General features: G+C 71.0%; 17 protein-coding genes. 6 read left to right on the top strand and 11 right to left on the bottom strand.

Going from position 1 to position 14651, the window contains the following annotated elements; translation table 11 throughout:
• Positions 1–17 precede the first annotated feature (17 nt).
• The 7 genes from E1218_RS36140 to E1218_RS18575 form a co-directional block, all read right to left on the bottom strand.
• A complete protein-coding gene (locus E1218_RS36140; protein ID WP_165949320.1) occupies positions 18–728 on the bottom strand; it encodes a lysoplasmalogenase in 711 nt (236 codons plus the stop codon).
• A gap of 130 nt (positions 729–858) precedes the next feature.
• Positions 859–2151, bottom strand: a complete 1293-nt coding sequence (locus tag E1218_RS18600) for a BNR-4 repeat-containing protein (protein ID WP_132321819.1) — start codon at positions 2149–2151, stop codon at positions 859–861.
• A 79-nt stretch (positions 2152–2230) separates the two neighbouring features.
• A complete protein-coding gene (locus tag E1218_RS18595; protein ID WP_132321817.1) occupies positions 2231–3259 on the bottom strand; it encodes a quinone oxidoreductase family protein in 1029 nt (342 codons plus the stop codon).
• Positions 3260–3267: 8 nt separating this feature from the next.
• Positions 3268–3627, bottom strand: a complete 360-nt coding sequence (locus E1218_RS18590) for a hypothetical protein (protein WP_132321815.1) — start codon at positions 3625–3627, stop codon at positions 3268–3270.
• Between the two features lie 75 nt (positions 3628–3702).
• Positions 3703–4566 carry a DODA-type extradiol aromatic ring-opening family dioxygenase gene (locus E1218_RS18585; RefSeq protein WP_132321813.1) on the bottom strand — a complete coding sequence of 288 codons (864 nt, stop codon included), beginning with the start codon at positions 4564–4566 and terminating at the stop codon, positions 3703–3705.
• Positions 4567–4578: 12 nt separating this feature from the next.
• Complete coding sequence (locus E1218_RS18580) at positions 4579–5355, bottom strand: citryl-CoA lyase (protein ID WP_132321811.1); 777 nt, start codon at positions 5353–5355, stop codon at positions 4579–4581.
• Entirely contained in the window at positions 5352–6503 is a 1152-nt protein-coding gene (locus E1218_RS18575) for a CaiB/BaiF CoA transferase family protein (protein ID WP_202866078.1), read from the bottom strand. The genes E1218_RS18580 and E1218_RS18575 overlap by 4 nt, the downstream gene beginning before the upstream one ends.
• A gap of 182 nt (positions 6504–6685) precedes the next feature.
• Here E1218_RS18575 and E1218_RS18570 point away from each other — a divergent pair, with 182 nt between their 5' ends.
• Both E1218_RS18570 and E1218_RS18565 read left to right on the top strand, forming a co-directional pair.
• On the top strand, positions 6686–8161 hold the full coding sequence (locus tag E1218_RS18570; RefSeq protein WP_132321809.1) for an amidohydrolase family protein: 1476 nt from the start codon (positions 6686–6688) through the stop codon (positions 8159–8161).
• A gap of 58 nt (positions 8162–8219) precedes the next feature.
• A complete protein-coding gene (locus E1218_RS18565; RefSeq protein WP_132321807.1) occupies positions 8220–9047 on the top strand; it encodes an IclR family transcriptional regulator domain-containing protein in 828 nt (275 codons plus the stop codon).
• 7 nt (positions 9048–9054) lie between these two features.
• Here E1218_RS18565 and E1218_RS18560 read toward each other — a convergent pair whose 3' ends face one another.
• A complete protein-coding gene (locus E1218_RS18560; protein WP_132321805.1) occupies positions 9055–10452 on the bottom strand; it encodes a hypothetical protein in 1398 nt (465 codons plus the stop codon).
• Between the two features lie 221 nt (positions 10453–10673).
• On the opposite strand from E1218_RS18560, the gene E1218_RS36135 reads away from it, so the two are divergent.
• Together E1218_RS36135 and E1218_RS18555 are read left to right on the top strand one after the other, a co-directional pair.
• Positions 10674–10850, top strand: coding sequence for an RDD family protein (locus E1218_RS36135; protein WP_165949319.1), 177 nt, complete (start codon positions 10674–10676; stop codon positions 10848–10850).
• Complete coding sequence (locus E1218_RS18555; RefSeq protein WP_132321803.1) at positions 10847–11491, top strand: neutral zinc metallopeptidase; 645 nt, start codon at positions 10847–10849, stop codon at positions 11489–11491. Before E1218_RS36135 ends, E1218_RS18555 begins: the two co-directional genes overlap by 4 nt.
• Positions 11492–11512: 21 nt before the next feature.
• On the opposite strand, the gene E1218_RS18550 is transcribed toward E1218_RS18555, so the two are convergent.
• Positions 11513–12412 (bottom strand): TIGR03619 family F420-dependent LLM class oxidoreductase, encoded by a 900-nt coding sequence (locus E1218_RS18550; RefSeq protein WP_132321801.1) that lies wholly within the window; start codon positions 12410–12412, stop codon positions 11513–11515.
• Positions 12413–12497: 85 nt separating this feature from the next.
• On the opposite strand from E1218_RS18550, the gene E1218_RS18545 reads away from it, so the two are divergent.
• Complete coding sequence (locus E1218_RS18545; protein WP_132321799.1) at positions 12498–13316, top strand: inositol monophosphatase family protein; 819 nt, start codon at positions 12498–12500, stop codon at positions 13314–13316.
• Here the strand turns inward: E1218_RS18545 and E1218_RS18540 are convergent.
• Complete coding sequence (locus tag E1218_RS18540) at positions 13282–13722, bottom strand: SRPBCC family protein (RefSeq protein ID WP_132321797.1); 441 nt, start codon at positions 13720–13722, stop codon at positions 13282–13284. The two genes, E1218_RS18545 and E1218_RS18540, sit on opposite strands and share 35 nt — an antisense overlap.
• A gap of 98 nt (positions 13723–13820) precedes the next feature.
• Between E1218_RS18540 and E1218_RS18535 the strand changes: the two genes are divergently transcribed.
• Positions 13821–14216 (top strand): hypothetical protein, encoded by a 396-nt coding sequence (locus E1218_RS18535; RefSeq protein WP_132321795.1) that lies wholly within the window; start codon positions 13821–13823, stop codon positions 14214–14216.
• Between the two features lie 6 nt (positions 14217–14222).
• On the opposite strand, the gene E1218_RS18530 is transcribed toward E1218_RS18535, so the two are convergent.
• Positions 14223–14651 (bottom strand): OB-fold nucleic acid binding domain-containing protein (locus E1218_RS18530; protein WP_325052846.1); only part of this gene is annotated, 429 nt, incomplete at its 5' end.

The raw sequence follows: 14651 nt of genomic DNA, 5'->3' as shown, positions 1-14651 counted from the left end.
CAGGCGGTACGCGGAGATCAAGCCGTGGGCGGAGGCGGGCGCCATCTGGTGGCTCGAGACCCGCTGGGAGCTCCCCCACCAGTCCCCCGGGCCGATGCGGCACGTCCGTGCTCGCCTGAGCGCTGGTCCACCAGTCCGGACGTGAGGAAGTACTGCCCGGCGGCGTACGTCGACATCACCAGGGCACCCCGGCCGGGGAAATCGCGGCCGGCGAGGCGGAGCGCGATCAGGGCGTCCGAGATCAGGAAGAGTGCGCCGCCGAGGCCGCTGCGGGGGCTGTGCCAGCGCGACGCGATGGCGGTTGCCGTCAACAACAACGCGTACGCCGCGACCGGGACCCGTTGGCCGCCGAGTCCTGGCGAGAGCACCGCTACCAGGGCCGCCCAGAGGGCGCCGTACGCCGCGACCACCCGCCAGGATCGCTGACCGGGCCTGGTCAGGTAAACCGCGAGGTAGCACGCGTGGGCAGCGGCGAAGGCGGCGATCCCGGCCAGCTGCAGCTCGGTCTCCAGCAACAGATCACCGGCGGCCGAGGCCAGGAGCGCGGCCTGGAGCAGCGGCGGCGCCTGCTCGGTTCTTGACCAGGAAAGCAGCAGAGGCATCAGCGACGCCTTGCTCGCCTGCTTCAGCACCTTGGCGTCGCAGGCGACCGCGACCACCTGCACCACCGCCGCGCCCCAGTACGCCGCCAACCGCCGCCGCCCGTTCGCCAGCTGGCCCAGTTTCATAACGGCTAGTGTGACCTCCTCCGGTGAACACACCGGAAATCAGCCGGCCAGGTCGGTCCCGGAGCCGCGGCGGCCGGACGACGTGACGTGACCGTCGGGCAGTTGGCACCGGCCACCGCCGTTCGACAGGTCACTCGCGCGGCTGGTCGAGGAGCACGACCTCGCAGTCGTAGTGCTGGGACGCGGTCATCGGGCCGCGGAACCAGAGCAGCGGGATCCGGGCCGGGTCGCCCGGGGCGACGATGGGGCGGAGGTTGTCGACAGCGGAGTTCTCCGTCACCGGTGTCCAAGTCGCACCCGTGCCGGCGACGCGGGCGTGGAAGATCTCGTGGTGCGCCAGTTCCGTGCCGTCGCGCGGGTCGATCGGCGTCGAGACGTAGAGGGACTCGATGTCGTACGGGTCGATCGCGACCAGACCGGTGTAGTCCTGCTCGTGCGGCAGCAGCCCGGCGCCCGCCTTCGCCAACTGACGGACCTCCCACTCGCCGCCCGGAGCCAGGCGCGCGTAGAAGTAGCGGTGGTCCAGCACGTTCCGCCGCCGCTCGAACGCGTCCTCGGGCTTGTCCGGTGTGTCCTGCCGCGCGAGCAGCACCGCCGCGACCGTGCCGTCGTCCGCCCGCCGGATGTCGATCGTCCAGCAGTGCGTCATCGGCTCGCCGTCCCACACCGACCCGGCTCGGAGCACGGTGGTGAGCTCCACCTGCGAAGGCGCCTCGCCCTTCAACGCCACCGGATCCACGACCGTCCCGTCCGACCGGTGCAGCGCGCCGCCCTCGAGATAGCCGTGGTAGATCGAGTTGTCGTAGTCGCGCGGGTGGTGGTCGGTCGTCACCAGGTCGATCCGGGTCGGCGTCGACACGTACCGCGTGTAGCCGTTGACGTAGCCGACCTTCGGCCGGGTGAAGAGCTTGCCGGCGTACGTCCAGCTGTCGCCGTCGTCGTCGGAGACCAGCGCGCACGGGTCGTCGTTGACCGCCCGCGCGAAGCAGTACAGCCGTCCGTCGAGCCGGTGCAGGTTCGAGTACGTCACCCCGCGCCCGCCGGTGAACTCGCTCCAGTCGAACGTCCGCACCGGACCCCACGTCCGCGGATCCCCCGGCTCACTCACCCGCCACCGGGTCAGGTCATCCGTCTTGTGCTTGGTGTACACCGCCAGCCACCGGCCGTCGGCCCGCCGCCACAGCGCCGGCACGTCGTGATCGTCGGCCTCGAACCGCTCGTCCAGTACGACGACCTCGCTCGAGCCGGACCGCAGGTCGACGACGGTCAGCTCGACGTTCCCCGACCGCTCCGCACCGCCCGGCCCCTCGGCGGCCGCGATCGACCCGACCACCAGGGCCTGGCTGTCCGGGTCCACCACCGCCCGCTCGTCCTGGAACCAGCACCATGCACCGTTGTCATTGATCACCTGAGGCTCACGCATGGGTCCCCAGTCTGCCAGCAAGCGCTTGCCAAGACGCCTTCGCCCGGCGTTTCCCGGTGTTAGGGCACAGGTACGGCGGCTAGAGCGTGAGGACGAGGCGGCCGGCGGTCCGGCCGGTGGACTGGCGGTTCCAGGCCGCCGTGATGTCGGGGAGCGCGACCGTCTCATGGGCAACCGTGACGGCGCCCGCGGCCGCCTGCCGGAGGACGGCGGTGAGGGCGTCGCGGCGTTGGTCCGGGGTGATGGCGTTGTTGGTGTAGCCGAGGATGCTCGCGGACCGGCTGCGGAGGATCGCCGACGAGAACGTCGCCTCGTCTCCCGAGGCGCCACCCAGATTGACCAGGCGCCCACCGGGTGCCAGCAGCCGCGCGGCCGCGCTCGCGACCGACCCGAAGACCGGGTCAACGATGACGTCGACCGCGCCACCGGTCGCCTCGGCGAGCCTCGCTGTCAGGTCCGTGGTGTCGGCAGGCTGTCCGGCCAGCTCACCGCCGGTCTTGTCGGCGCGGTCCTGCGGCACGCGGTCGGCCGGCGTGATCACCTCGTCCGCGCCCGCAGCCAGCGCCCGCCGGCGGGCGTCGTCGGAGCGGCACACGGCGACGACCCGGCTCGCTCCGAGCACTCGCGCCGTACCGATCGCGGCCTGCCCGACCGCTCCCCCGCCGCCGAGCACGACGACTCGCTCGCCCGGCTGGAGCCGCGCACGCCAACTCAGCACCATCCACGCCGCGACCCCCGACAGACCGATCGCCGCAACCTCCGTGTCCGGCACCGGCGTGTCGAGCGCGACGAGATCCGCATCCGGTACGGCGCACCGCTCGGCGAAACTCCCGTCGCCCGGGGCCATCCCCGCCGATGTCGCGAAGAAGACCTTGATGCCCGGAGTGACGACAGCCGACTCCTCGACCACGCCGACTCCCTGTACCCCCGGGACGTACGGGACCTCGGGCGGACCGAAGTACGACGTACCGGACGCGCACAGCAGATCGAGCGGTACGACGGGAGCCGCGGTCACGCGGACGATCGACTGCCCCTCGGCCGGGACCGGGTCCGGGTGGTCACCGTGGGACGGTGCTTCACCGTGGACGCGCAGGACGGCTGCTCGCACGCGATCTCCTAGGTGGCGATGTCCGGATAGGGCAGGGTCAGGTGCTGGAGCGCCTTGCCGTAGGCCTTCTGGTACTCCAGCGGACCGTGGTCGCGCTCGAACATCGCGATGAACAGCGTCAACGTGAGGAACGGATGGGCGCCCATCCGGAACAGCGTCACGTGATCCTGGGCGACCAGCGCCTGCCGCTCCTCGTCGGTGAACGCCAGCCAGGTCGACCGCTCCCCGGAGGTGCAGTTGAGGATCCGGTTCGCCATTTCCTCCTCCCACCAGGCCACCGTCGCGGCGGCGTCCTCGCGGTACCGCTCGACCAGGGCGGGGTCGCGGTCGATCGTGAAGAGGAACTTGTCCAGCAGGTACCTACTCATCCACGTCCTCGCTTCGCTCCGGCGCGGACGAGGCTCGAACGCGCTGTGCTTGCTGGGGGACCTTGCTGCGGTCCTTCACGCCGGCGCTCCGTTCGGGTACCAGGTGAAGTACGCCTCCATCGTGTGGAACAGGTCGAGGGAGTCGACGTGATCGGCCTTCTGACCGGCGCCGGCCACGCCCATCATCAGCATGAAGTCCATGAACCCGTGGGTCGCGTTCCCGGGCAGGTGCAGGCTGTCCAGCGTCACCTCGGCCAGGCAGCCGTCGAGGTCCCCGCGCGCGATCCACTCGATCGCCTTCCGGTCGAACTCCGGATCGGGGCCGTGGGCACCGAACTGCCGTGGCCCGCCGAGTTCGAGCGACAGGTGACCGGTGCCGATGATCGCCACCCGCTGGTCGTCCGGCCAGGACTCGACCAGCCGCCGGATCGTCCTCCCGAGCTCGACGAAGCGCTGCGGGCGCGGCAGCGGTGGCGCGAAGATGTTGGTGTAGATCGGCACGATCGGCAGGTCCGCCTCCGGCCGCAGCGTGATGATCGGGCAGGTGATGCTGTGGTCGATCCGCAATTCGTTGCTGAAGGCAAGGTCGAAGCCGGCGTCCAGGCCGTTGCGCAGGATGTGCGCGGCCAGCCGCTCCTCCCCCGGCAGCGTCATCCGCGGCAGGCCGAACTCGCGCTCCTCGTTGTACCAGTTCGCGTCGAAGTACGGCGCCTTGCCGACCAGGAACTGCGGCATGTTGTCCAGCCAGAGCTGGTGGAAGTGGTCGCTGCCCACCATCACCAGGATGTCCGGCCGGGCCTTGGTCAGGGTCTCCCGGAAGGCCTCGATCTTGGCCACCCACTCGTCGGCGAACGGCGGCCGGTCGGCGCCGGTCGCCGTACTCGCGCGGTAGTAGAACGGATGGTGGGTGGAGGCGATGACCGCGACGACAGTGGCCATGTCGGGTTCCTCTCAGATCGGATCGACGTAGACCGCGTTGCGATCCACGGCGAGGTAGGCGTCCATGCCGATCGGCCGGCGGCGTTCCTCGGCCAGTTGGCCGAGCAGCCCGGCGGCCCTGGCCAGCAGGGCAAAGCCGCGCAGCAGCTCGACCGGCAACCCGAGGTCGGCGAGCGCCGCACCGCAGACTCCGGCGCCGTTGAGTGGGAGCTTGCGGCCGAGCACCTGCTCGTGGGTCCGCCCGATGGCCTGGAACAGCTGCAGGTGTGGTCCGAGCAGACCTTCGTCCGCGGCGATCGCGATCAGCACCGGCGTCCGCGGGTCCCGCTCCTTGTGCACCGGGTGGCCGAGACCGGGCACGTACTTGCCGGCCTCGCGTGTCTCGGTCACCACCTCGACGGCGAGCGCGTCCCAGCCGGCCTCGTCGGCGGGCAACTCGTGGCCGAGCAGCGCCTCGTGCAGGTACGTCCCACAGTCCTCGGTCACCCCGAGGAAGCGGGAGCCGCCACCGAGCAGCCCGGCCGCGAGCGCGCCTTGGAGGGAGTCCGGCGCCGAGAGGTACGTCAGCCGCGCCGCGATCGCCGTCGGCGTGAAGCCGTGGTCGGCCAGCGCGACCAGAACCGCCTCGAACAATCGTGTCTCGGACGGTGTCGGCCGGCGCAGCGCAACCAGCCAGAAGGCGAGCTCACCGAAGCCGACCTTGCCCATCAGGTCGGCCGTGAGGTCCTGGCCCAGCAGGCGGATCTCGTCGGACGTCGACGTACCGAGGGAGGTGGGAAAGGTGGTCATGCCGAACGCTCCTCGTCGGTCAGCCAGCGCCGGAGCTCGGCGCCGTGCTCGTCCAGTTCCGGTGGCGGCAGCCGGTACGACGGCTGGGTCTCGGAGAAGGTGATCGGGTTGCGCACGGTCGGGATCGCCCCCAGCGTCACCACCGGGTCGAGGCCGATGTCCTCGGCGAAGGCCACGCCGGCGTCGATGGTGTTGATCGGCCCGCACGGCACGCCCGCGGCGATGATGTCGCCGAACCACTCCATCCGGGTCCGGGTCCGCAACCGCTCGACCAGGAGCGGCCGCAGGGCGGCGCGGTTCGCGGTCCGCTTCTCGTTCTGGTCGAACCGCGGATCACCGGCCAGTTCCGGGACGCCGAGGACCTCGGTCAGCTTGCGGAACTGGCCGTTGTTCCCGGCGGTGATGATCAGCTCGCCGTCCGAGCACGGCAGCGGCTCGTACGGGAACAGGCTCGGATGACTGTTGCCCATCCGCAGCGGGACGACGCCGCCCGCGACGTACGCGCTCGACTGGTTCACCAGACCGGACAGCGCCGACGACAGCAGGTTCACCTCGACGTGCTGACCGCGGCCGGACTCGTGCCGGGCGTTCAGCGCGGACAGTACGCCGATCGTCGCGTGCAGACCGGCCATCACGTCGAACACCGAGATGCCGGCCCGGAACGGCTCGCCGTCCGGGTCGCCGGTGAGGCTCATCAATCCGGAGATCGCCTGGACGATCAGGTCGTACCCCGGCAGCACCGCTCCCTTCGGCCCGCTGCCGAACCCGCTGATCGACGCGTAGATCACCCGTGGGTTGCCTGCCGCGACCGCGTCGTAGTCCAGCCCGAACCGCGCGAGCCCGCCCGGCTTGAAGTTCTCCAGCAGTACGTCGGCCCGCCGCGCCAGCTCCCGCGCGGCCGCCAGGTCCTCGGGGTCCTTCAGGTCGAGCGCGATCGACCGCTTGTTCCGGTTCACCGCGAGGTAGTACGTCGAGATGCCGTCGCGGACCGGGGGCTGCCACGAACGGGTGTCGTCTCCGCCCGGCCCCTCGACCTTGACCACCTCGGCCCCGAGGTCGGCCAGCAGCATGGTCGCGTACGGGCCGGCCAGGATCCGGGAGAAGTCGGCGACCAGCAGGCCGGCCAGCGGACCTCGAGCATCGGACACGGGACCTACTCCCTTCGGACATCTGTCCGCGAACGCATCGTTGCCTCAGTCTCGGAGCGCTCCCCGCACCTGTCAAGCGTCATAGTTGAACTCTTGACACCGTCCTGGCCCGCTCGGATAGTGGCGCTATCGCCGTGGCGACCGGCATACGGACGTATGTCCGGCGCAACCTGGAGGGGATCATGACCACTGCCGAGACGCCGGTGGCGGGCCGGCCGGTCCTGCTGCGCGGCGGGACCGTGCTGACCATGGACGACAACCACACGGTGCTGACCGAGGGCGACGTCCTGGTGGTCGACGACCGGATCGAGGCCGTCGGCGCGTCCGTCGACGCCCCCGAGGGCACGCAGGAGATCGACGCGCGCGGCGGGATCGTGATGCCGGGGATGATCGACACCCACCGGCACATGTGGCAGACCGCGATGCGCGCGTACGGCGCCGACTGGACGCTGACGCAGTACTTCGTCTGGTACTACCTCGAGCACGGCACGACCTTCCGTCCCGAGGACATCCATGCCGGCAACCTCACGTCGGCCTGGGAGTCGCTGGAGTCCGGGGTGACCACCACCGTCGACTGGTCGCACGGGCTGCAGTCCGTCGACCACGGCGAGGCCGCCGCGGACGCGCTCCGGGCCGTCCCCGGCCGGTTCGTCCTTGCCTACGGCAACATTCAGGCCGGTCCGTGGGAGTGGACCGCGGACCCGTCCGTCCGCGCCTTCCTGGAGCGGCTGCGCGCCGACGACGACCGGCTCGGCCTGCAACTCGCCTTCGACGTCACCGGCGACCCGTCGTTCCCCGAACGGGCCGCCTTCGAGGTGGCCCGCGACCTCGGGCTGGGCGTGACCACCCACGCCGGCGTGTGGGGCGCGACCAACGACGACGGCATCCGGCTGATGCACGAGAACGGCTTCATGACCCCGCAGAACATCTACGTGCACGCGGCCACGCTGACCGAGGACTCCTACCAGCGGATCGCCGCCACCGGCGGCTCGGTGTCGGTCTCGACCGAGTCCGAGCAGAGCGCCGGCCAGGGCTACCCGCCCACCTGGCAGGTCCGCAGGTACGGCATCCCGGTGTCGCTGTCGATGGACACCAGCGTCTGGTGGAGCGGCGACCTGTTCACCGCGATGCGGACGACGCTCGGCGCCGACCGGGCCCGCGAGCACCTCGAGGCCCACGCCAAGGGCGACACCGTGACCCACAGCCATCTGCGCGCGGAGCACGTGGTCGACTGGGCGACCCGCGGCGGCGCCCGCGCGATCGGCCGCGACGACCTCGGCAGTCTCGAGCCGGGAAAGAAGGCGGACGTCGTACTGATCAAGAACGACGACTCCCCGGTGTCGTTCCCGCTGGTCAATCCCTACGGGCACGTGGCGTTCCAGGCGCAGCGCGGCGACGTCCACACCGTGCTGGTCGACGGCCGGGTGGTGAAGTACGCGAACAAGCTGACGGGCGCCGACCTGCCCGCCGTACGGCGGGCCGTCGAGAACACCGTGGACTACCTGCGCGGGGCGCTCGGCGACGAGGCCTGGACCGCCGGGATGAACCCGGACCGGCCCGAGGAGGAGGTGCTCGACAACCCGTATCAGTACACCGAGTACAAGTCCGAGTCGACGCGGGAGGCACGCGGCACGATCTTCGGCGAACCCGGCTCGTGAGCCCGGTGGGCGTCGTAGGCTCGTCGGCGACAGGACGCCGGACGGAAGGCAGGACGTGATGGCAGGACGCGGCGCGGGCCCGGACTTCGTCGAGTCGCTGGCTCGCGGGCTGGACGTGCTCGCCTGCTTCGACGCCGACCACCGGACCATGTCGCTGTCGGAGGTGGCGGCCGCGGCCGGGCTGGCCCGGCCGACCGCGCGCCGCCTCCTGCTCACCCTCGAGGAGCTCGGCTTCGTCCGGTCGACCGACGGTTCGTTCCAGCTGACGCCGAAGGTGCTGACGCTCGGCATGGCGTACGTCGGGGCCCTCGGACTGTGGGACATCGCCCGGCCGCACCTCGAGACCCTCGTCAGCCGGACCGGCGAGTCGTCGTCGATGGCCCAGCTCGACGGCTCGGACATCGTCTACGTCGCCCGGGTGTCGGTGCCGAAGATCATCGCGCTCCGGGTCGACATCGGCACCCGGTTCCCGGCCGCTCAGACCTCACAGGGCAAGGTGCTGCTCGCGGCCCTGTCCCCTGCCGAGCTCGCGGACACCCTCGCGCAACCCAGTCGCGCCGGTCTTCCGCCGTACATCGGCCGAACGGCGGAACAGCTGCGCGACGAACTGACGGAGATCCGCGCCCGTGGCTGGGCCCTGGCGGACGAGGAGCTCGCGCCGGGGGTGCGTTCGGTCGCGGCCCCGGTCCGCGACGGCACCGGAACGGTTCGCGCCGCCATGAACGTCACCGTGCACGCCGCGGAGACCACCACTGAGAAACTCCTGCACGACTACCTCCCGCTGCTGCTGCGCACCGCCGGAGACGTCAGCGCCGAATGGGCCCTCTGGCAGTCCCGCCCTCACCACGAAATGCCTCAACCGACGACCAACGAGTCCTCCGCCTGACACACGCTCAGCCGGACAGCTCCTGCGCGAGTCGGCGGTAGCGGTCCTCCAGCTCGCTGCGCCTGGAGCGTGAACATCCGGGCGGCCTCGTGGTGTCCTCGGCGAGCCGGGCGAACTCGGGGTGGACCTGCTCCCCTGCCAGTGCGCGACGCTCCCAACCGGCCGACGGCGGCGGGTAGCGAATCAGGCGACGGAGGATCTGGTCCCACCCGAGCGGGCGGTCGCCGGCCGGTACGGCGACCTGGTGCAGCAGGAGCGCGACGACGATCGACGAGGCGACCGTCGCCAGCGTCCGCGCGTCCTCGAAGAACGGCTCGGACGTCGGCGTGTCCTTCGACATCAGGGAGTGTGAGCCGACGACCTCCGCGAACGCACCGTTGTCCGCGGCCTGACCGAAGATCTCGCCCTTCTCGTCGAGCACGGCCGTCGCGGCCGCGCTCGCATCGACGAGCGGTTGCAGGACCTCGACGGCGTACTGCGTCACGAGCTCACCCACGCCGTCCTGGAAGGCCGTCGGAGGAAGCTTCAGCTCGTCCAGCGCCTGCAGGAGAGTGTCCGCGGTGTCCTGCGACGTCGGGAAGCCCGGGTACGCGTGCCGCAGAGCCGGAACAGTGCCTCCGTCCGGCGTCGGGAAGCGGAGCCGGCGATAGAGACGCCGCCGGAGCCTGACGAGCCCGACCGGATCGGCGGCGACGAACTCCGGACGGCGCCGCGCCGTCGCGGTGACGAACCGGCGCAGCAGGTCCTCGTCGCTCTCGCCCGGCTCGCGGCCGAAGGGGCCCAGCTCGAGCAGTTCGGCGACGTTCGAGTGGAAGAACCAGTCCTCCACGCCGTGCAACAGTTTGCCGAGCCGCACGAGCAGCCGCTGACGGCCGGCCAGATCGAGCGTCCGCCAGTCGTCCTCGACCTCCATCAGCCCTTCAGCCAGATAGGCGACGTAGTGATCGTCGACCACGGTCATCACCCCGCGAGCGCTGGGCCGGTACAGCGGGTCCGACGATCGTTGGCTTGCCTCCCACACGTACGGCGGCTGATCGGCGTGCTCATGCGGGTAGTACTGCGTGAAGAACTCGTCGTACACCTCGGTCACCCGGGCCGCCGGAATCGGGTCGATCGCTGCCCACACGCCGTCCGAGCGCCGGCATCCGTCATCGCCGAACAGGGCGTGCGTCGTTCCCGAGACGAGCTCCCGGAAGAACTCGGCCAAGGCCTCGCGCTGCTGTGCGTCGGGCAGTGCGAGCGTGTAGGCGACCGGGTCACGGAACTGCGACACGTCGGTCAGGAAATTCCCGAGCTCGACGTACGTCAGGTCAGCCACCGTCAGCCCGGCGTCCGCGAGCAGCCCGGCCGGGATCGCCGCCCTGGTGGACAGGAAGATGTCGAGGTGCCGCGAGATGTCACCCATACCTCATGGAGGGGTGCCGGGCTGAGGCTGGTCAAGTGGGGTCAGCGTGTCCGGGCTGCCGGCCGGCGGCCGGCGACGCCGTCACCTACACCTTCGGGTCTCTCGCATCGCCGGGCGGACGCCGGGAAAGCACATCAGCGGTCTGCGCGTCGTCTCGCTCGCACGGCGGCACACCACGAACTGGGCGCGCGCTCTTGTGGGCGCGCGCCGTACCGTTGAGCATGGCGCTCTTCGGCTCGGGCTTCGTCCTCACCGCGTTCCAGCGCGAACACCGCGCGCCGCACGACCTGATCGCCGGAACCGCGGTCGTCCACGACTGGGGCGACCGGCCTGCCGAGCGGTCCGGGCCGCCGTCCGACTTCCTCCGCCGCGCCGACTCGACCGGGCCGCGCCGATGAGAGTCTTCGCGCTGATCCTGGGAATCTTCTTCCTCACCGGCTGCACCGTGACGACTCCGGCCGAGCCCGAAGCACCGGCTGTCGATCGCAGTGCGATGGCCACCGACGAGCGAACGGCGGTCGACGCCGTGAACGGGTTCTGGCGCACCAGATTCCCACGGGTGTTCGACCAGCCGTACCGCGGCCCGCGGGTGGCCGGTGCCTACACGGGGACGAACGGCCCGCGCTGCGGAGGCCAGCCCTCGGTCGCGTTCAACGCCTACTACTGCCGCCCGGGCGACTACCTCGCCTGGGACGAAGAGCTGATGGCTGCCGGCTACCGCCAGATCGGGGACGCGTGGGTCTACCTGATCATCGCGCACGAGTGGGGACACGCGATCCAGGCGCGGCTGGAAGCCGACCTCGTCTCCGTCGCGGCCGAACTGCAGGCCGACTGCCTCGCCGGAGCCGCCCTGCAGGGTGCCGCTCAGGACGGGGTGATCGCGATCGAGCCCGGTGACGCCGAGGAACTCGCGCAGACTCTCGCGGCCGTGGCGGACGACTACCCGTGGACCGACGTGAGCGACCACGGCAACGCCGAACAGCGCACCGACGCGTTCAACAGCGGCGTCAGCGGCGGCATCCCGGCCTGCATCGGCTGACCGTGAGGAACGCACCTTCCGTCAGCTACTCAGCTTCCGGAGCAGGTCGGCCAGCACGCCGAGCTGGTCGGCGGGGTCGGTGTCCATCGTCCAGACCACGTGGTCGATGCCGGCGCCGCGGAGGCGCTCCAGGTCCTCCAGCACCTGCTCGACGCCGCCGGTGAGCGGCCCGCGGGCATCGCTGGACGACGCCGTGACCGTCCCGTTCACCTTGACGATGATCGGCAGCGTGTCGTGCCCGGCCTTCTCGGCGGCGGCCCGGAACGTGGCGACGCCGGCGTCGAACATCTCCCACGTCATGATGATCGGGATCAGCCCGACACCGAGACGGGCGGCCCGCTCGATCGCGGCCGGCGCCATCGAGCCGGCCAGCAGACGCACACCCTCCGGCCGGACCGGTTTCGGCCCGGCGTACGACGGCGCGATCGTGTAGAAGCGGCCGGTGTGCTCGACCGGGTCCGGGCCCCACACCTTGCGCATCGCCCGGATGTGTTCCCCCAGCCGCGGCCCGCGCTGCGCCTCCGGTACGCCGGAGGCCTCGTACTCCTGGACCATCCAGCCCACGCCCAGACCGGCGAGCAGCCGCCCACCGCTCAGCCGGTCGACGGTCGCGAGCCGCCGGGCCAGCACGACCGGGCTGTGCAGGACCGCGTCGAGCACGCAGGTCCCCAGGGTGATCGACGTGGTCCGCGCGGCGAGATACGCGAGGGTCGCGAGCGGGTCGAACACGCTGCCGTAGCTTTCCGGCAGCGGTACGGCGTCGCCGCCGCCGATCGGGGTCGCGCCGTCGACCGGGTTCAGCAACCGCTCGAACGTCCACACCGACGCCAGCCCGATCCGCTCTGCCTCCTCAGCCATCTGGCCGAGACTCTCCGGGCTCACGTCCGCGCCGCCACTGGGCAGTGTCAGTCCGAGCTTCATCGCCGGTCCTCCTTCGTCGTCAGGCCACCACCCAACCCGGCCCGCCTTTCAAACCGCTTTCACAACGATGCGGTTGGATACCGCCATGAACACACTGACCGATGCCGAGGTGGCGATCCGGGCGGTCGAGGCGGGGGCGGCCGTCGTCCGAGCGACGTTCGGCACCGCCGTGAACCGCTTCGCCAAGTCCGCGACCGATTTCGCCACCGAGGCGGACCTGGCGTCGGAGCGGGCCATCCTGGAGGTCATCGGGTCGCTGCGGCCGGGGGACGCGGTGATCGGCGAGGAGTACGGCGCCATTGGTCAGGCAGCGCGGACCTGGCTGGTCGACCCGCTCTGCGGCACCGTCAACTTCGCCGCTCGGTCCCCGATGTTCGCGGTCAACGTGGCGCTGCCGGACTCGGGCACGACCGTCGCCGCGGTCGCCCAGCCGCTGACCGGGGAGGTGTTCTGGACCGACGGCACCGCGGTCAACGTCCGGCGGGACGGCACGGACTCCCCCGCGACGTGCTCCGCGACGTCGCGGCTGGTCGACGTCGACATCGACGCGACTCCGGGCGAGGACTTCCTCGGCGCGCAGCTGCTCACCGACGAGGCCTTCCGGGCCGCCTTCGCCCTCCGCGTCTGCTCGACCGCGCTCACGCTCGCCTGGGTCGCCGTCGGCCGGCACGCCGGCTACCTCACCAACGGTCCGCTCGTCGACAGCGTTCATTTCACCGCCGGCACGGCCCTCTGCCAGGCGGCCGGTGGCGTCGTCACCGACTTCCGCGGCGATCCCCTGCACACCGGTCCCGGCCTGGTCGCCGCCGCCGACGCCACCACCCACCGGCGGCTCCTCGAGCTGATCGCGCCGCACCTGGATGGAGCGGTCAGCGGAACTCGAGGAGGGTCCTCAGGCGATTGAGGTCCTTCTGGTTGGCGCGGCGAATCGCGGCCGACATCAGCGGCGCGGCGATGCCGGCGAAGCCTGACGGTTCGCCGCGGTTGCGAAGCGTCATGTGGGTCGACCGGGTGTCCGGCGCGGACCACCGGTAACTCGTCTCCATCGGGAACGGTCCCTGCGCGGTCCGCATCACCAGCCGCTCGTGCTCGACGAACTCGGCGATCTCGTACGTGTACGCGATCCGGCGGCCGAGGAAGTGGGCGACGAAGTCCAGTCGCGATCCGACCGCGACCGGTGGCCCGGTGCGCCACTCGACCGACTCGATGTTCGTGTACCACTCGGGCGCGTTGGCCGGATCGGCGACATAGTCCGCCACCACCCGCAGCGGCCGGTCGATGACGACCTCGGTGAGAACGTCGACTGCCATCGTTCCTCCCCTCACCATCGACAGTACGCCCCGATCGGCGGCCGTTTCGTGACCGGAGGTTGACCGTCCGGAGGCGGTTCACGGCTTAGCCTGGAGACATGGCCACGTACGGGCACAGCCCTCGAGGCGATGTGGGGCTGGAGCAACTACTCGACGAGTCGCCGGCGCCGCGGGCACGGATGTCCGCCGCTGCCGAGACGGCGCTGGTGTGCGGCCTCGGAGCGGTGCTCACGTCAATGTTCTCGCTCCTGTTCGGCGTCTCCCTCGTGTTCGGCGCCCTCGCCGTCCTGGCCGGTTTGGTCGGCCTCGTCAGCACCCACCGCGCCGACGTCGCCGGCAGCGCCCTGAACGTGCTCGGGCTTCTCCTCGCTCTCCTCGCCCTGTCCCTCCTCGGCATCCGCTACCTCGGCATCGACACCGCCGTCGGTGATCCCCTGGTCCCCTGGCTGACCGACCAGCTCCACCACTGGAACACCAAGCTGCCCCAGCCGTGACGACCCTCAGCGGAAGTCGCGGGAGGTGGTTCTGGCGGCCAGGGGGAGGCGTTCGAGGTGTTCGGCGGACAGGTTGGTGACCTCGCCTGCACGTTCGACGCGGCCGCGGATGATGAGGGCGCCGGCGGTGCGGGCGACGGTGGCGTGGCGGTGCCAGCAGCCGACGGTGACGACGACGTTGGCCATCCCGGTCTCGTCCTCGATGTTCATGAAGGTGACCCCGGAGGCGGTCGCCGGGCGCTGCCGATGGGTGACCACCCCGGCGACCCGGACCCGGCTGCCGTTGGGGGCCTCACGCAGCTGGGCGGCGGACAGGATGCCTTCGGCCCGGAGTTTGTCCCGGATGCGCTGGATCGGGTGGCTGGTGGTGGTGATCGAGGTCGACCACAGGTCGGCCATGTCGGACTCGATGTCGGTCATCCCCGGCAGCGTGGG

Origin of the sequence: Kribbella turkmenica, assembly GCF_004348725.1 — a bacterium.
GTDB classification, from domain to species: Bacteria; Actinomycetota; Actinomycetes; order Propionibacteriales; family Kribbellaceae; genus Kribbella; species Kribbella turkmenica.
The sequence above is the reverse complement of the archived record's forward strand: the minus strand, read 5'-3'. Positions and strand labels throughout refer to the sequence as shown.